General features: G+C 62.1%; 17 protein-coding genes. 16 read left to right on the forward strand and 1 reads right to left on the reverse strand.

What is annotated here, in order from left to right:
• Positions 1-7 precede the first annotated feature (7 nt).
• Complete coding sequence (locus ASC76_RS09350) at positions 8-604, forward strand: Maf family nucleotide pyrophosphatase (RefSeq protein ID WP_056465029.1); 597 nt, start codon at positions 8-10, stop codon at positions 602-604.
• Complete coding sequence (locus ASC76_RS09355; RefSeq protein ID WP_056465030.1) at positions 601-1,368, forward strand: SAM-dependent methyltransferase; 768 nt, start codon at positions 601-603, stop codon at positions 1,366-1,368. Before ASC76_RS09350 ends, ASC76_RS09355 begins: the two co-directional genes overlap by 4 nt.
• A 14-nt stretch (positions 1,369-1,382) precedes the next feature.
• Here the strand turns inward: ASC76_RS09355 and ASC76_RS09360 are convergent, their stop codons facing one another.
• Positions 1,383-2,912 (reverse strand): DEAD/DEAH box helicase, encoded by a 1,530-nt coding sequence (locus ASC76_RS09360; RefSeq protein ID WP_371262100.1) that lies wholly within the window; start codon positions 2,910-2,912, stop codon positions 1,383-1,385.
• Between the two features lie 122 nt (positions 2,913-3,034).
• On the opposite strand from ASC76_RS09360, the gene rfbC reads away from it, so the two are divergent.
• The 14 genes from rfbC to ASC76_RS09425 all read left to right on the forward strand — a co-directional run bounded on the left by rfbC (position 3,035) and on the right by ASC76_RS09425 (position 16,157).
• Positions 3,035-3,577: a dTDP-4-dehydrorhamnose 3,5-epimerase gene (rfbC, locus tag ASC76_RS09365; protein ID WP_056465031.1), complete on the forward strand. Its 543-nt coding sequence runs from the start codon at positions 3,035-3,037 to the stop codon at positions 3,575-3,577.
• A gap of 90 nt (positions 3,578-3,667) precedes the next feature.
• Positions 3,668-4,912: a GumC family protein gene (locus tag ASC76_RS09370; protein WP_056465032.1), complete on the forward strand. Its 1,245-nt coding sequence runs from the start codon at positions 3,668-3,670 to the stop codon at positions 4,910-4,912.
• 96 nt (positions 4,913-5,008) lie between these two features.
• Positions 5,009-5,341 (forward strand): MarR family EPS-associated transcriptional regulator, encoded by a 333-nt coding sequence (locus tag ASC76_RS09375; RefSeq protein ID WP_082548953.1) that lies wholly within the window; start codon positions 5,009-5,011, stop codon positions 5,339-5,341.
• A complete protein-coding gene (locus ASC76_RS09380) occupies positions 5,338-6,264 on the forward strand; it encodes a GDP-L-fucose synthase (RefSeq protein ID WP_056465033.1) in 927 nt (308 codons plus the stop codon). Before ASC76_RS09375 ends, ASC76_RS09380 begins: the two co-directional genes overlap by 4 nt.
• Before the next feature lie 12 nt (positions 6,265-6,276).
• Positions 6,277-7,398, forward strand: coding sequence for a GDP-mannose 4,6-dehydratase (gmd, locus tag ASC76_RS09385; protein ID WP_056465034.1), 1,122 nt, complete (start codon positions 6,277-6,279; stop codon positions 7,396-7,398).
• A 50-nt stretch (positions 7,399-7,448) separates the two neighbouring features.
• A complete protein-coding gene (locus tag ASC76_RS09390; protein ID WP_056465035.1) occupies positions 7,449-8,798 on the forward strand; it encodes a UDP-glucose/GDP-mannose dehydrogenase family protein in 1,350 nt (449 codons plus the stop codon).
• Positions 8,799-8,851: 53 nt separating this feature from the next.
• Positions 8,852-9,853 (forward strand): UDP-N-acetylglucosamine 4,6-dehydratase (inverting), encoded by a 1,002-nt coding sequence (gene pseB, locus ASC76_RS09395; protein WP_056465036.1) that lies wholly within the window; start codon positions 8,852-8,854, stop codon positions 9,851-9,853.
• Positions 9,850-10,998: a UDP-4-amino-4,6-dideoxy-N-acetyl-beta-L-altrosamine transaminase gene (gene pseC / locus ASC76_RS09400; RefSeq protein WP_056465037.1), complete on the forward strand. Its 1,149-nt coding sequence runs from the start codon at positions 9,850-9,852 to the stop codon at positions 10,996-10,998. Before pseB ends, pseC begins: the two co-directional genes overlap by 4 nt.
• Entirely contained in the window at positions 10,995-11,690 is a 696-nt protein-coding gene (pseF, locus tag ASC76_RS09405; RefSeq protein ID WP_056465038.1) for a pseudaminic acid cytidylyltransferase, read from the forward strand. Before pseC ends, pseF begins: the two co-directional genes overlap by 4 nt.
• Positions 11,690-12,712 carry a UDP-2,4-diacetamido-2,4,6-trideoxy-beta-L-altropyranose hydrolase gene (pseG, locus tag ASC76_RS24405; protein ID WP_082548955.1) on the forward strand — a complete coding sequence of 341 codons (1,023 nt, stop codon included), beginning with the start codon at positions 11,690-11,692 and terminating at the stop codon, positions 12,710-12,712. The genes pseF and pseG overlap by 1 nt, the downstream gene beginning before the upstream one ends.
• Positions 12,713-12,719: 7 nt before the next feature.
• On the forward strand, positions 12,720-13,244 hold the full coding sequence (locus ASC76_RS09410; RefSeq protein ID WP_056465039.1) for a GNAT family N-acetyltransferase: 525 nt from the start codon (positions 12,720-12,722) through the stop codon (positions 13,242-13,244).
• 11 nt (positions 13,245-13,255) lie between these two features.
• Positions 13,256-13,957 (forward strand): WbqC family protein, encoded by a 702-nt coding sequence (locus ASC76_RS09415; RefSeq protein WP_162247084.1) that lies wholly within the window; start codon positions 13,256-13,258, stop codon positions 13,955-13,957.
• A gap of 2 nt (positions 13,958-13,959) precedes the next feature.
• Positions 13,960-14,859, forward strand: coding sequence for a bifunctional 2-polyprenyl-6-hydroxyphenol methylase/3-demethylubiquinol 3-O-methyltransferase UbiG (locus ASC76_RS09420; protein ID WP_056465041.1), 900 nt, complete (start codon positions 13,960-13,962; stop codon positions 14,857-14,859).
• Between the two features lie 5 nt (positions 14,860-14,864).
• Positions 14,865-16,157 (forward strand): MBL fold metallo-hydrolase, encoded by a 1,293-nt coding sequence (locus tag ASC76_RS09425; protein ID WP_056465042.1) that lies wholly within the window; start codon positions 14,865-14,867, stop codon positions 16,155-16,157.
• Positions 16,158-16,169 lie beyond the last annotated feature (12 nt).

The raw sequence follows: 16,169 nt of genomic DNA on the forward strand, positions 1-16,169 counted from the left end.
TCGAATCATGAGCACGCGACCAACCTTGATCCTGGGTTCGACCTCGCGCTACCGGCGCGAATTGCTGGAACGCCTGCGCCTCCCGTTCGAGGCGCACGCGCCGGATGTGGACGAAACGCCACTGCCCGGCGAACGACCGGCCGCACTCGCGCAACGCCTGGCTCTGGCGAAGGCGCACGCCGTCGCGGCGGTCCACCCCGATGCTGTCGTGATCGGCTCCGATCAGGTGGCCGACCTCGACGGCACGCCCCTCGGAAAACCCGGCACGCACGAGCGCGCCACCCTCCAGCTGCGCGCGATGCGCGGGCGCAGCGTCGTTTTCCAGACGGCGGTAGCGGTCGTCCGTGCGTCGACGGGCCACGCCGAGACGGCGTTGGTGCCGGTCACGGTGCGGTTCCGCCAGCTCACCGACGCCGAGATCGAGCACTACCTCCGCGCCGAGCGGCCGTACGACTGTGCCGGCAGCGCCAAGGTGGAGACCCTGGGCATCGCGCTGCTCGAAGCGGTCGAATCCGACGATCCGACCGCGCTGGTGGGGCTGCCGCTGATCCGCACCGCCGCGCTGCTGCGCGCGGCCGGCATCGACCCGTTGGCGCCGGCATGAGCGTCCCTCGCGGCTCGCTCTATCTGGTCCCGAACACGCTGGATTTCGGCGTGGCGGCGCAAGCCGGCCCGATCGATGACGTGTTGCCCGCGGCGGTCATCCGCGCGGCGGCGCGGCTGACTCACTGGGTCGCCGAGAACGCCAAGACCACACGCGCGTTCCTGAAGCGCGTCGATGCGGTGGTGCCGCTCGCCCAGCCACTGCAGGCGCTGCACATCGTCGAGCTGCCGCGCCCCGCCAAAGGTACGCGCAACGCCCCGGCGCCCGACCTCGCCGCCCTGCTCGCCCCGGCACTCGCCGGCCACGACATCGGGCTGATCTCCGAAGCCGGGCTTCCCGCGGTGGCCGACCCGGGCGCCGCACTGGTGCAGGCGGCGCACGCGGCAGGCATTCCCGTCGTCGCGCTGTCGGGACCGAGCTCGTTGGTGCTGGCGCTGGCAGCGAGCGGGCTGAACGGCCAGAGCTTCGCCTTCGTGGGCTACCTGCCGGTCGACGCAGCGGCGCGCGCCACGCGGATCCGCGAACTCGAGGCGCTGTCGCGACGCGAAGGTCAGACCCAGCTGATGATCGAGACACCTTACCGCAACGAGGCGCTGCTCGGCGCGCTGCTCGCGCACCTGCAGCCGGGCACGCGCTTGTCGGTGAGCTGCGGCCTCACGCTGCCCGGCGGCTTCACCCGCACCGACAGCGTTCAGACCTGGAATGCGCGCCTCGCCAAGCTGCCGGCGGACGTGCCCGTGGTGTTCTCGCTGCTGGCTGGCTGAGCCGGCAGCAGCGACTATTGCTCGACCGGGTCCGGCTGCTTCGCGCCGAACAGCGCGGCGACGCGTTTCTTCGGCTTGATGTTCGGCGACAGGCTGCGCGGTGCGACCGGCACCTTGCTTTCCCACGCCGGCTCGGCCGTCGGGCTGCTCGGCTCGTACGGCTTGTCGAAGAACGGATCGCTGGGAATGCGAGGCGGCGGGTCCCTGCGCTGCGGCGCCGCGGCACGCGGCGCGCGCGGCTCGTCGACGCTCTCGGGGCGCGGGCTGTCGTGGCGCGCACGGTCACGGTACTCGCGCGGCGGCGGCGAGTTGTCGAGCTCGATCGGCTCGAGCTCGATCTTCTTCTTGATCAACTTCTCGATATCGGCGACCAGGCGTGTGTCGGATGGCGACACGAGCGTGACCGCCAGACCCGACGCACCGGCGCGACCCGTGCGGCCGATGCGGTGCACGTAATCCTCGGCGTTGAACGGCACGTCGAAATTGAAGACCGCCGGCAGGTCGGCGATGTCGAGCCCGCGCGCGGCCACGTCGGTCGCGACCAGCACGTCGACTTCGCCGCGTTTGAAGGCCTCGAGCGCCTTCAGACGCTCGTCCTGCGACTTGTCGCCATGCAGCGCATTCGTGCGCAGGCCATCGCGCTCGAACGAGCGCGCCAGGCGCGCGCAGCCGAGCTTGGAGTTGACGAACACGATCGCCTGCGTCAGCGCGCGGTCCTTGATCAGCTTGAGCACGGCGCGGCGCTTGTCGTCGGTGTCGACGGCGAAGAAGCGCTGCTCGACAGTCGATGCGGTCGCGTTCGGCCGCGCCACCTCGACCAGGATCGGGTCTTGCAAATAGCTCTCGGCCAAGCGCTTGATCTCGGGCGAGAAGGTCGCCGAGAACAGCAGCGTCTGGCGGGTCTTGGGCAGATAGCTGAGGATCCGTTGCAGATCGGGCAGGAACCCGATGTCCAGCATGCGGTCGGCCTCGTCGAGCACGACGTACTCGACCTGGTTCAGCACGCAGTTCTTGGCCTCGATGTGATCGAGCAGCCGGCCGGGCGTGGCGACCAGCACCTCGACGCCGCCCTTCAGCTCGAGCGTCTGCGGCTTCATGTCGATGCCACCGTAGACAACCGCGACGCGCAGCTTCGTCTGGGCCGCATAGCCCTTGATGTTGGCGGCCACTTGGTCGGCCAGTTCGCGTGTCGGCGCGATCACCAGCGCCCGCACCGGGTGCCGTGCCGGCGACATGCTGGCGTTCTCGTGGCGCAGCATCTTGTGGAGCAACGGCAGTGAAAAGGCAGCCGTCTTGCCGGTGCCGGTCTGCGCGGCGCCCATCACATCGCGTCCCGCCAGCACGATCGGGATCGCCTTGGCCTGGATCGGCGTCATCGTCGTATAGCCTTGTGCGGCAACCGCCCGTTGCAGACTTTCGGACAGGCCGACGCTGTCGAACCGCAGCGACAAGCCGGCGTCCACGTCGGACTGGAAAGCGGCCTCGGCACCCTGAGGTGCCGGTTCGGCGCTCAGCGCGCCGTTTTCTATCATGTTTTCGGTCATCTCTCGATTATCGCGCTTCCGGGCGGACGGCGGCGTGTTGCGCCTGGGAGTCACTAGAATGCCGGCTCGCACACGCCAGCGCTTGTCGTACCCCAGCGCCTTCCCTGCCGCCCTCCCATCCAATGAAAGTCACCCCAACCGCAATTGAAGGCGTGCTGATCATCGAACCCAAGGTGTTCGGCGATGCGCGTGGCTTCTTCATGGAGAGCTTCAACCAGCGAGCGTTCAACACCGCCGTCGGTCGAGAAGTGATTTTTGTGCAGGACAACCACTCCCGGTCGACCAAAGGCGTATTGCGTGGCCTTCACTACCAGACTACGCCTCATGCTCAGGGCAAGCTGCTACGAGTTACCCAGGGAGAAATCTTCGACGTCGCAGTCGATATCAGGCCTGGGAGTGCCACCTACGGTCGCTGGGTGGGTGTTGAACTGAGCAGTCATAACCACAAACAGCTGTGGATCCCGCCCGGGTTAGCGCATGGTTTTCTGGTGGTCAGCGACAGTGCCGATGTTCTATACAAGAGCACGGACTTCTACGCACCGAACGCTGAACGATGCATCCGGTGGGATGACCCGGCGGTGGGCATCCAGTGGCCGCTGGGCGACATGTCCCCGCTCTTGTCGGAGAAAGATGCATTGGCGGCAGGGCTGCCACCGGCAATGTGACCGATAGTCGTTCTTCCCTACACCGCTCTTCATCGAGAGGCCACCCGCGCCAAATCCGGCTCGCATGCCACCTTCCGCACCTTGGCCAACATGACAACTATTGACCGGCATCCGGCCGAGACGCTTCCCGCACCGACCGAAGGCGAAGACTCTGGCGTCGGCCTGATCGACCTCCTCACCTGGCTGGGTGAAGGCAAGCGTCTGATTGCTCTCGTCACGGCGGGAGCCGCAGTGCTGTCGTTGGCCTACTCGCTGACACTCACGCCCATCTACACGGCGCGGACCAGCTTGCTCCCGCCCGGCTCCCAGCAGCAAGGCGGGTCCGCGGCGGCGCTCGCCGCGTTGAGCTCGATCGGGGGTCTCGGAGACGGGATCGCAGGCGGTTTGGGAGGGAAGGCGCCGGCCGAACTGTATATCGCCTTGCTGAAAAGTGACAGCGTCGTACGCGGGTTGGATGAACGCTTCGGGTTGAAGGCACGCTACAACATCAAGACCAACGAAACGCTGCGCAAGCACCTGCCACAGGTCGTTCGAGCGCTGGCTGACAAGAAGAGCGGGCTGATCAACATCGAAGTCGACGACAAGGACCCGGTGTTCGCCGCCGACCTGGCGAACGCTCATGTGAGCGAGATCACCAAGGTGTTGGGCCGGTTGGCGGTGAGTGAGGCACAAAAGCGTCGCGCGTTCTTCGAGCAACAACTCAATGATACGAAAGAAAGCCTGGTCAAGGCGGAGGTGGACTTGCAGCGGGTCCAGGAGAAGTCAGGCTTCATTGTTCTCGACAAGCAGTCGGAGGCCCTGATCACGGGCGCCGCACGAGTCCGTTCGCTCATAGCCGAACGCGAGGTGCAGCTCAAGGTGATGCGCACCAGTTCTACCGAACAGAACGCCGAGGTGATTCGTCTCAAGGCAGAGATCGCCGCGCTGCGATCGGAGCTGGCGCGCATGGAATCCAGTCAAGGCGGCAATTCGGGCAGCACGATCGACATTCCGGTGGGCAAAATACCGGAGGCCGCCATCGGCTACGTGCGCGCGCGTCGCGAGTTGAAGATGCAGGAAACGCTGCTGGAGGCCATGGCGCGTCAGTTCGAATTGGCCAAGCTTGATGAAGCGCGCGAAGGGCCGCTTCTACAGCAGATCGACAAAGCCATGCCTCCGGACTACAAGTCAAAGCCTTCGCGCGCAACCCTCGTCGCGGCAATCACGTTGATCGCGCTTCTGGGCTCCATGGCTTGGGTCCTGATTCGTCGTTATGCGTCGCTTACAGACGAGCAGGATGCGCACGACGCCGTAGCGTGGAGAGCGCTGAAGCGGGCGTGGCGAGTGCGCAGCTAAAGCCGAAATTCTGGGCTTGAGTCGCCATCGCAGGGGACGATTGATGGCAAGGTATCATCGCGACTGTTCAAACGTTGAACAGACCACCCCTTCTTGATGCCTGACGACTTCCAATACGAGTTAATGCGCGAGATCACTGACCAGCCTGACGCAAGTCAGCGCAATCTGGCGGCCCGGCTGGGCGTCAGCGTGGGCAAGGTGAACTATTGCCTGCGCGCACTTGTCGACAAAGGGTGGGTGAAAGCCGACAATTTTCGACGTAGCGATAACAAGTGGGCGTACGCGTATCTTTTGACCCCACGCGGCGCCAGCGCCAAGGTGCGGCTCACACGCGACTTTCTCGCCCGCAAAGAGGGGGAGTTCGAGCGTCTGCAAGTCGAAATCGCCAAGCTGCGAGGCGAACTTCAGCAGGAGCGCCAAGACGCATGAAACTCGACGCGAAAATCTTCGTCACGGGACACCGCGGCATGGTCGGCAGCGCGATCGTGCGACGCCTGCAGTCCGGTGGCTACACGAACATCGTGACACGAACCCATGCAGAACTTGATCTGCTCGACCAGCGCGCGACTCACGAATTCCTGCGCACCGAACAACCCGAGTACCTCTTCATCGCCGCAGCGAAAGTGGGCGGCATTCAGGCGAATAACCTGTACCGCGCCGATTTTCTGTATCGAAACCTGTTGATCGAAGCCAACTTAATCCATGGCGCGCATCTCGCAGGCGTGCAGCGGCTGCTCTTTTTGGGTTCGAGTTGCATTTACCCACGCGACTGTCCCCAGCCCATCAAAGAGGAATACCTGTTGACGGGGCCGCTCGAGGCCACCAATGAGCCCTACGCGATCGCCAAGATTGCCGGGATCAAAATGGCCGAGTCCTACAACCGCCAGTATGGGCGGCAGTACATCAGCGTGATGCCCACCAACCTGTATGGGCCGAATGACAACTACGATCTCGCGAACAGTCACGTGCTGCCGGCTCTGCTGCGCAAAGCCCATGAGGCAAAGGCGCGCGGAGATGCTGCGTATGTCGTCTGGGGTAGCGGAGCGCCACGGCGTGAGTTTCTGTACGTCGACGATTTGGCGGACGCATGCGTCTACCTGATGGAGTTGGGGTACGAAGGTCCTCTGGTCAACATCGGTACAGGTCAAGACGTGACCATCCGAGAGCTCGCCGAGACCATCATGAACGTGGTCGGTTTCGATGGCCGAATCGTCTTCGACAGCAGCAAACCCGACGGCACGCCTCGCAAACTCCTTGATGTGAGCCGCCTTGCCGGACTCGGGTGGCGCGCGCGTACCGCGCTGCAAGACGGCATCCGCGCCGCATACGACAGCGCCTCTTTCCGAATCTGAGCCCCGCAGACCATGACTTCAAACAAAGTTGCGTTGATCACGGGCGTGACCGGCCAGGATGGTGCGTATCTTTCCGAGTTGCTGCTCCAAAAGGGCTACGAGGTGCACGGCATCAAGCGTCGCGCGAGCCTGTTCAATACCGACCGCATCGACCATCTGTATCAGGACCCGCACGTCGACCACCAGCGCTTCACGCTGCACTACGGCGACCTGACCGACTCGACGAACTTGATTCGCATCATCCAGCAGGTGCAACCGGACGAAATCTACAACCTGGCCGCCATGAGCCACGTGGCCGTTTCCTTCGAAACACCGGAGTACACGGCCAACGCGGACGGCATCGGAACCTTGCGCATCCTCGAAGCGATCCGCATCCTGGGGCTCGAGAAGAAGACCCGCTTTTACCAGGCCAGCACCAGCGAACTCTACGGTCTGGTGCAGGAAACTCCCCAAACCGAGGCGACTCCCTTCTATCCGCGCAGCCCCTACGCCGTTGCCAAGTTGTACGCCTACTGGATCACCGTGAACTACCGCGAGGCTTACGGTCTGTACGCCTGCAACGGCATCCTCTTCAACCACGAAAGTCCGCTCCGCGGTGAGACCTTCGTGACGCGCAAGATCACCCGAGCGATCGCACGCATTGCGTTGGGGCTGCAGGATTGTCTCTACCTGGGCAACATGAGCGCATTGCGGGACTGGGGCCACGCCAAGGACTATGTCCACATGCAGTGGCTGATGCTCCAGCAAGCCAAGCCCGAAGATTTCGTGATCGCCACCGGGGTGCAATACAGCGTGCGGCAGTTCGTGGACCTGGCAGCGAGAGAACTGGGGATCACCGTCACATTCAGCGGCGAAGGCGCCTCGGAGATCGGCACGGTCACGGCTGTGGAAGGCGACCGGGCGAAATGCAAGCCAGGCGATGTGATCGTCAAGATCGACCCGCGCTATTACCGACCGACCGAAGTGGAGACGTTGCTGGGCGACCCCGCCAAGGCCAAGCGCAAGCTGGGCTGGGCCCCGACCATCACATTGCCCGAACTGGTCAGGGAGATGGTGGACGCCGACTACACGGCTGCACGTCGGGACAGTCTCGTCAAGCTCGCGGGCTTCCAGGCGTACGACTACAACGAATGAGGCTGTCAGCGCAGAGCGGTCCGTGCGGGTCCAACAGAGGAACTTGACACATGAAGATCACGATCATCGGGACTGGCTACGTGGGGCTTGTCACGGGCGCCTGCCTTTCGGAGATGGGCAACGATGTCTTGTGCCTCGATCTCGATGCGGAGAAGGTGCGCGTGCTGAACGAGGGCGGCATCCCGATCCATGAGACCGGCCTCGCGCCACTGGTAGCACGCAACGTGAGCGCCGGACGTTTGGCGTTCACGACCGATGTGGACAGAGCGGTGGGTCACGGCACCCTGCAATTCATTGCAGTGGGCACGCCCCCCGATGAAGACGGCTCCGCCGACCTGCGACATGTCTTGGCAGCAGCGCGCTCCATTGGGCAAAGGATGAGCGACTACAAGGTCATCGTTGACAAGAGCACCGTGCCAGTGGGCACCGCCGACCGGGTTCGCGAGTTGGTCTCGGAGGAACTTGAGCGACGAGGAGTTCAGGTTCCGTTCGCGGTGGTTTCGAACCCCGAGTTCCTGAAGGAAGGCGCTGCGATCGACGATTTCATGCGCCCGGACCGCATCGTGGTCGGCGCGGATGACGAGCGTGCGATCGACATGATGCGCGTGCTGTACGGACCCTATTTGCGTAACCGTGACCGTCTGCTGGTAATGAGTGTACGGTCAGCCGAGCTGACCAAATATGCCGCCAACGCGATGCTCGCCACGCGCATCAGCTTCATGAACGAGCTCGCCAATCTGGCGGAAGATCTCGATGCGGACATCGAGTCGGTTCGCCGTGGAATCGGATCCGACACCCGCATAGGCTACTCCTTCCTCTATGCCGGTTGCGGCTACGGTGGCTCGTGCTTTCCCAAAGACGTGAAGGCCCTGATACAAACGGGAAAGCTGCACGGTCGTCCGCTGCAGATCCTGAGCGCCGTCGAGGAAGTAAACAATGGACAGAAGCAGGTGCTCGCCGCCAAGATTGTCGAGCATTTCGGCGCCGACCTGTCGGGCAGGCAGTTCGCAATCTGGGGTCTGGCCTTCAAGCCCAACACCGACGACATGCGCGATGCGCCCAGTCGAGATTTGATCTCGGAATTGTTGCGCCGCGGCGCGACCATCGTGGCCTACGATCCGGTGGCCATGGAACTGGCGAAGCAGCTGTACCACCACGAATCGCAGGTCGCTTTCGCCGGGAGTCCGCTCGAAGCGTGTGAGGGCGCGGACGCGCTCGTCATCGTCACCGAGTGGAAGGAGTTTCGGAGCCCGGACTTCGCGGCATTGAAAACAAAGCTGAAGACCCCTTTGGTATTCGATGGACGCAATCTGTACGACCCTGCGTTGATGAAGTCGAACGCGCTGGCTTATTTCCCCATCGGTCGGGGCCATCACGTTCCTGAGGAATCGGGGCGCTGACTCCGCCTGCGGCAACTCCGGTCACTCTCGAACGACGCAACACACCACACATCATGTTCAACGACAAGTCCATTCTGATCACAGGCGGCACAGGCTCGTTCGGCAAGAAGTACGTCAAGACCCTGCTGACCCGCTACAAACCGCGCCGGATCATCGTGTTCTCCCGCGATGAACTCAAGCAATTCGAGATGCAGCAGGAGTTCGACAACCCAGTGATGCGCTATTTCATCGGCGACGTCCGTGACGCGGCGCGTCTTGTGCAAGCCATGCGTGATGTCGACTTCGTCATTCACGCCGCCGCGCTGAAGCAAGTTCCCGCCGCCGAATACAACCCGATGGAGTGCATCAAGACCAACATCCACGGCGCCGAGAATGTCATCGCTGCCGCCATCGACGCCGGGGTTCAGAAGGTCATCGCGCTGTCCACCGACAAGGCGGCGAATCCGATCAACCTGTACGGCGCCACCAAGCTGGCGTCGGACAAACTGTTCGTCGCGGCCAACAACATGGTCGGCCAGACCGGTCCCTCGTTCGCCGTCGTCCGCTACGGCAACGTCGTCGGGTCGCGCGGCTCGGTGGTGCCGTTCTTCGAGAAGCTCATTGCCGAAGGCGCGCGCGAATTGCCGATCACGCATGAAAGCATGACTCGGTTCTGGATCAGCCTGCAAGACGGGGTCGACTTCGTGCTGACCAACTTCGACCGCATGTGGGGGGGCGAAATCTTTGTTCCCAAGATTCCGTCGATCCGCATCACCGACCTCGCGCAAGCGATGGCGCCTGAGCTTCCCGCCCGCGTCATTGGAATCCGTCCCGGCGAGAAGCTGCACGAAATCATGTGCCCGGCCGACGACTCTCACCTGACGCTCGAATTCGACGACCACTACGTGATGCGGCCGACGATCAAGTTCCACCATTCCGACATCGACTACACGCTGAACGCGGCGCGCGAAATCGGCCGGCCGGTCCCGTCGGGGTTCGAGTATCACTCTGGCGGAAATCGGCATTTCCTCAGCGTGGGCGAGATCGTCGAATTCAATCGCAAGGCCATGGAATGATTCCTTACGGCCGCCAGCACATTTCCGAGGCGGACATCGAAGCCGTCGTCGACGTTCTGCGTTCGGATTTTCTGACGCAAGGGCCCGCCGTGCCGGCGTTCGAGCGGGCCATGTGCGAACTGACCGGCGCGACATACGGGGTTGCCGTCAACAGCGCCACCTCGGCGCTGCACATTGCCTGCATGGCACTGGGGCTCGGCCCGGGCGATCGATTGTGGACCGTCCCCATCACTTTTCTGGCATCGGCCAATTGCGCGCGTTATTGCGGCGCCGACGTCGACTTCGTCGACATCGATCCTGCCACTCGCAATATCGGCATCGAGGCGCTGACGAAGAAACTGGAGCTGGCCGAACGGCAGAACAGCCTACCCAAGATTCTCGTGCCGGTGCACTTCACAGGCCGTCCTTGCGATATGGCGCAGATCCGGGAGCTGTCGAAACGCTACGGCTTCTTTGTCATCGAGGACGCGTCCCACGCGGTGGGATCGATCTATCAAGGCAGCCCGATTGGCAGCGGCCGCTACAGCGACATCACGGTCTTCAGCTTTCACCCGGTCAAGATCGTCACGAGCGCCGAGGGCGGCATGGCGATGACCAACGACGCGGAACTGGCTCATCGCATGGAGTTGCTGCGCAGCCACGGCATGGAGCGCGACCCTTCCCGATTCCAGGATCCGGCGGAAGGTTCCTGGGTGTATGAAATGCAGTCGATCGGCTTCAATTACCGACTGACCGATCTGCATGCAACGCTGGGCATGTCTCAGTTGCGGCGCCTCGAGGACTTCATCGCCCGCCGAGAGGCGCTCGTCGCCCGATACGACGCGTTGTTGAAATCGCTGCCGGTAACCTGTCCGGCCCCGCTGGCGGACATGCGCTCGGCTTGGCATCTGTACGTCGTTGAACTCGAGACGAATCACCCCCGCGCTGCCGTGTTCGAGGCGATGCGCAAGGCCGGCGTCGGCGTCGCGGTGCACTACATCCCGGTTCACTTGCAGCCGTATTACCGCGACCTCGGCTTCCGTGCGGGCGACTATCCGCGATCCGAACACTACTATGCCAGGGCGTTGACGTTGCCGCTGTACCCCGACCTGTCGGACGCGCAGCAGGAGACTGTCGTTCGCGCACTGGGGGAGGCGTTGGCGTGAGGCTGGCGGTCATTCCCGCACGTGGTGGGAGCAAACGCATTCCGCGCAAGAACATACGGCTTTTTGCGGGGCGGCCGATCATCGCGTACTCGATAGAAGCCGCGCGCCGCTCCGGCCTGTTTGATCGGATAGTGGTCTCGACCGATGACGACGAAATCGCGGCGATAGCACGCGCTGAGGGCGCCGAAACACCTTTCGTGCGACCGCAAGCGCTGGCCGATGACCATTCAGGCACGATTGCGGTAGTCGCGCACGCCATAGTTGAACTTGAGAGGCAAGGCTTCTCGGCTCGATACGTGTGCTGCATTTATCCCGCCGCACCGTTGCTGCATCCAACTTCGATTCGCGATGCTTACGACAGGCTCGTAGAGTCGGGGAAGGCGTTCTCGTTCGGTGTCGCGAGCTATGGTCACCCGATCCAACGCGCTCTCCGAATCGACAGCGACGGCCGCGTATCGATGTTTGATCCGGCACATGCATTGACACGTTCGCAGGATTTGGAGGCCGCCTATCACGACGCTGGGCAGTTCTGTTGGGGCACGTCCGAGGCCTTCGTCGCCGACCTTGCGCCCATGTCTGACTCTTCAGTGGCCTTGGTGTTACCAAGGCAGCGAGTCGTCGACATCGACACACTCGAGGATTGGTATCTCGCCGAAGGCCTCTATCACGCGCTAGCGTCGAAGGACCGCTAATGAGGGTCGCTATCCGAACAGACGTCTCCGAATCCATCGGTGCAGGTCATTTCACTCGATGCTTGGCGTTGGCCGACCTTGTGGCTTCGTTAGGTGGCTACGTTAGGTTTCTCGCGAGCCATGCTCACCCTGTCATCACCTCGGCGCTTGCCACTCGCTCGCATGAACTGCGCGTGCTTGACGCGATGCCCGGCGCAGACGCAGATATTGATGCTTCGGCCAGCGCGGCTGTACTTGACACACGTACGGACTGGCTAATCGTCGACCACTATGGTCTTGACTACCGTTGGGAGACTGCGTTGCGTGATCGCGTGCGCCGCGTCTTAGTGATCGACGATCTCGCAGATCGTCCCCATTCCTGCGATGTTCTCGTAGATCCGGGCCATGGACGCGATGTGACGGCATACGCAGGTCTGGTCCCGCCAAGCGCGAATCTTCTGCTGGGGTCGCAGTACGCAATCCTGAACCACACGTTTGTTATGCATTACGCCACGGCACCCCTGTGGCCCGCGCGACGCCGCGTGCACATGTTTTTCGGCGGCGGCGATGCCTCGCCTCGATGGCTTGCGCAATTCTGCGAATGGCTGTTGGACGGGATTGCGGGGGTTCAAGTGCATGCCGTGGGCCGAAGTGACCGGCTTACGATGAACGCGCTGGAGCGACGGTACTTTGGTAGGTTGGACTGGCGGGAGCATGTCGACGATATGGCAGCACATATGTCGGAATGCGACGTCGCGGTAGGAGCCCCCGGCTCGGCGACATGGGAGCGAGCCTGCGTCGGCCTGCCCGCGGCGATCGTTGCCAGTGCGGACAATCAGGTGCCGATCCTCGAAGACCTCGCCCGCACCCGTTTCTGCCACTTCCTTGGGAGGGCATGGGAGCTTTCGGCTGAGCGTTTCGTAATGCAGGTCGCATCCTTTCTGGAAGACGCAGGGGCACTTTCAGAAATGCGCGCGCGTGGCGTAGCGGCCGTCGATGGGCGCGGCGCGCAACGCGTCGTTGTCCGCCTTGCGGCGGAATAGAGCCGCCATGACATACACGATCTTGGTCCCCTACGGGCCCGAACACGATGCAGCCACGGTCCGTTGGCTCGCCTCAGACGAGTTGCGTGACACCTTCGGATTCCGCGGCGATATCAACATCGAGTCCCATCGGCGATGGGTCAATAGCACGCATCACACCCACATTTGGGCGGTGGTCAACGAGGCGGGAGTGCATTGCGGAAACACTCTCCTCCACGTCAACCCACGTCACTGCTCCGGTTACTTCCAAATCTACATCGGCGAGCCCACTGCCCGCGGTCATGGGTTGGGCAAGGCCGCGCTGCGTCGGACACTGGCAAATGCATTCGCTACGCTCAGTCTGCACCGGGTATGGCTGCACACCTTTGCCGACAACCGGGCCGCCGAGTCGCTCTACCGCCAACACGGCTTCACCCACGAAGGCATCGAGCGAGACGCGATTTGTGTCAACGGCAAATTCGTCAGCCAGAACCGATGGTCGCTATTGTTAGACGAGTGGCTGCGGCTGTTGCACGAGGAGCGTGCGGCATGAGGTGCGCCATCATGCAGCCAACCTACATGCCATGGGCCGGCTATCTCAACCTGATGACCGAGGTGGACTTGTTCGTATATTTGGACGAAGTGCAGTATGAGCGAGCGTCGTGGCAGAACCGCAACCGTGTGCTCGTGGGCGGGCAGCCTGTATGGTTAACAGTCCCGGTGGTTCGAGACTTCCTTGGGGCGCCGATCAACCTCGTACATGTCGACGAGCGCCTATCTTGGCGACGAAAACACGCGGCACTACTGAAGCAGGCTTATGCGCGTCACCCATTTGTGGCCGACATGCTCGAAACCACCGCGGTGCTTGACAACGTATCGCTAACCCGGGTCGCCGAGTTAAACATCGCCATCTTGGACCAACTGCGATCCAAGCTTGGCATTACAACCCCCACAGTGCGAAGCAGCGAATTTAGCATTGATGGAATGCGTAGTGACCGCCTTCTTTCGATCCTCGCGCACGTCGAGGCCACGGAGTACGTGACACCGCCTGGTTCGCTTGATTACCTTCGTGAGGACAACTTTGCTGGGCGCAGTTCGGCCCGTCTGTTGGTGCATCAATTTCAACCCACACCGTATGCACAACGTGGGACAGAGTCCTTTTTCAGCCACCTGTCGATATTGGACGTGGTCGCCCATCTCGGCTGGCACGGAGCCAGCAGCTACATCCGTCCGTCCGTCTCGTGCGTTCGGGATTTCGAGGAGTAAAAATGAACGACGCCAACAGCAAGTACACCGTGCAGCGGCATTCGCAGTTCGGCTTTCTTCAGGTGAGCCCTACGCCTTCGGCGCAGGAGATCACTCGTTTCTACGCCGAAGAGTTCTATAGCGCGAAGTACAAGGCGTTTAACAACTCAGCTCTCGAGGTGCAGGAGGCGGATCGCGAATTTCATGACGCTCATCGTCAAGACATCGTCGACACTGTGGAGCGGCTCTCCGGTCGGCCGCTCGCCGGCCAATTCATCCTCGACATAGGCTGCGGCTGGGGGCAAGCGATGCGGTATTTCGCGTCGAAGGGCGCGCAATGCTTCGGCTTCGACCCTGCGACCGAAGCGGTGGACTACGTTCGTTCCCGCGGGCTCGAATGTGTGCGCGCCGGTATGGAGCGCATGGATGTCTTCGGCGATCGTCGCTTTGACGTTGTCACTTTGATGAACGTGCTTGAGCACCTCGCAGATCCGGTAGCAGTGATCAGCGAGATCCGCGCTAAGGTACTCGCACCAAACGGCCTGCTCGTTATTGAAGTTCCAAACGAGTTCAACGCATTTCAGGTTGCCGGCCAGAAGCTGTACTCACTTGAGCCCTGGTGGTTGGCTCCGCCTGCACACCTCAACTATTTCAGCGCGTCGACCCTGTCGGACACGCTGCGTGGCACCGGGTTTGTGGTCCGACACCTTGAGGCCTCGTTCCCTATGGAGATGTTCCTGCTAATGGGCGACAACTACGTAGCCGACAAAGCCTGCGGTCGCGCCTGCCATGAGCGGCGCATGGCGTTCGAAATGAATCTGCGTGCTATGGGCATGGGGGAAAAGTTGCGTGATTTCTATGCGGCGATGGCACAGGTCGACCTTGGTCGGCAGGTGATCGCCTATGCGTCTGAGGAGGACTGAACAACATGCGAATCGTCAATCTGGGCGGTGCTACGGCGATCTTGGAGCATCGCGGCAAACGCATGTTGTTCGACCCCTGGCTCGACGACGGGATCTTCCATGGCTCATGGTTCCACTGGCCGCCGGTTCACGCGCAGATCAGCGATCTAGGTCGCTTCGACTACGTATACATTTCGCACATCCACGAAGACCACTGCTCGGCCGGCACCATCCGTCACATCAACCGCGACGCCGAGATCATCATCATGGATCGGCAGCCCAACTTCGTGGCGAACTTTCTGCGCTCACATGGCTTCAATTTCGCCAAGGTGCATTTGGTACCGCCACGGAAGGGACTGCAGCTCGCTGATGACCTCTTCGTCGACATGATCGAGGCCGATCCAGCCAACGAGATGTCGTTTCTGATCGACTCATCGCTCGTGATCCGCTGGGGCGACCACGTCGTTTTCAACGCGAACGACTGCCAGCCTCATGAAGAGGGCTTGCGCTACCTGAAGGCTGCTTATCCGAGTATCGATCTCGCGCTTTTGCCCTACTCCGGTGGCTCCGGCTACCCGTCGTGCTACGTCAATCTCACCGACGCCGAGAAGGAAGCAGAACGTGAGCGCATCTTGGGACAACGCATTGCGGGGTTCGTAGCCAACGTCAAGCGCATCAATCCGAACTTCGTGCTGCCGTTCGCCGACCAGTACGTCGTGGGCGGCTCGCGTGCCAATCTGAACCGATACGTGTCGCATGGAGCATCGCCGGATGTTGTCAGGCCGCAGATGGTTGCCGCGGGACTGCAGTCGCGTCTGCTGCTTCTCAACTCGGGACAGGCGTTCGATCTCAAATCGCGCAGCGTGGACCCCAACGAACCTTACCGCGCATTCACCGAGGAGGACCGTGATCGCCATATCGCCGAGTCGTTGCTCAGCCAAACGTACGATCATCAGAGAATCAGCTTCGGCCCAACGGTTGCGATCGACCGGCTGGTGGGGCACGCGCGCGACCGATTGTGGGCGGCCCAGGAGCGCCGCAAATCCTTTCCGGCGCAACGCTTGGTCCTCGACTTCACCGACAGCGGCCGCCGCTTCGAGATCGACCTGGCGCGCCAGGGGTTCAATGAAACAGACATTGCGGCGCAAATCGGAGAGCCCTTTTTGCGCGTAGCCGGTGACGATACCTTGATGACGATGCTGCTGATCGGACACATCTCGTGGAACATCGCCGACGCTGCGCTGTTCCTCGACTATGAGCGACGTCCCAATCGGTATGACCCCAGCATCTATGTCCTACTCAATCTTTTGAAAGTCTGAGATGACCATAAC

The organism is Rhizobacter sp. Root404, from assembly GCF_001425865.1.
Classification (GTDB): Bacteria; Pseudomonadota; Gammaproteobacteria; order Burkholderiales; family Burkholderiaceae_C; genus LMDS01.

Bases quoted from the DNA above. Each gene is read 5' to 3' on its own strand.
- ASC76_RS09420 (WP_056465041.1), top strand. From the start codon at position 13,960: ATGAACGACGCCAACAGCAAGTACACCGTGCAGCGGCATTCGCAGTTC.
- ASC76_RS09380 (WP_056465033.1), top strand. From the start codon at position 5,338: ATGAAACTCGACGCGAAAATCTTCGTCACGGGACACCGCGGCATGGTC.
- ASC76_RS09375 (WP_082548953.1), top strand. From the start codon at position 5,009: ATGCCTGACGACTTCCAATACGAGTTAATGCGCGAGATCACTGACCAG.
- ASC76_RS09425 (WP_056465042.1), top strand. From the start codon at position 14,865: ATGCGAATCGTCAATCTGGGCGGTGCTACGGCGATCTTGGAGCATCGC.
- pseB (WP_056465036.1), top strand. From the start codon at position 8,852: ATGTTCAACGACAAGTCCATTCTGATCACAGGCGGCACAGGCTCGTTC.
- ASC76_RS09410 (WP_056465039.1), top strand. From the start codon at position 12,720: ATGACATACACGATCTTGGTCCCCTACGGGCCCGAACACGATGCAGCC.
- rfbC (WP_056465031.1), top strand. From the start codon at position 3,035: ATGAAAGTCACCCCAACCGCAATTGAAGGCGTGCTGATCATCGAACCC.
- gmd (WP_056465034.1), top strand. From the start codon at position 6,277: ATGACTTCAAACAAAGTTGCGTTGATCACGGGCGTGACCGGCCAGGAT.
- ASC76_RS09370 (WP_056465032.1), top strand. From the start codon at position 3,668: ATGACAACTATTGACCGGCATCCGGCCGAGACGCTTCCCGCACCGACC.
- ASC76_RS09350 (WP_056465029.1), top strand. From the start codon at position 8: ATGAGCACGCGACCAACCTTGATCCTGGGTTCGACCTCGCGCTACCGG.
- pseC (WP_056465037.1), top strand. From the start codon at position 9,850: ATGATTCCTTACGGCCGCCAGCACATTTCCGAGGCGGACATCGAAGCC.
- ASC76_RS09415 (WP_162247084.1), top strand. From the start codon at position 13,256: ATGCAGCCAACCTACATGCCATGGGCCGGCTATCTCAACCTGATGACC.
- ASC76_RS09390 (WP_056465035.1), top strand. From the start codon at position 7,449: ATGAAGATCACGATCATCGGGACTGGCTACGTGGGGCTTGTCACGGGC.
- ASC76_RS09360 (WP_371262100.1), bottom strand. From the start codon at position 2,912: ATGACCGAAAACATGATAGAAAACGGCGCGCTGAGCGCCGAACCGGCA.
- pseG (WP_082548955.1), top strand. From the start codon at position 11,690: ATGAGGGTCGCTATCCGAACAGACGTCTCCGAATCCATCGGTGCAGGT.
- ASC76_RS09355 (WP_056465030.1), top strand. From the start codon at position 601: ATGAGCGTCCCTCGCGGCTCGCTCTATCTGGTCCCGAACACGCTGGAT.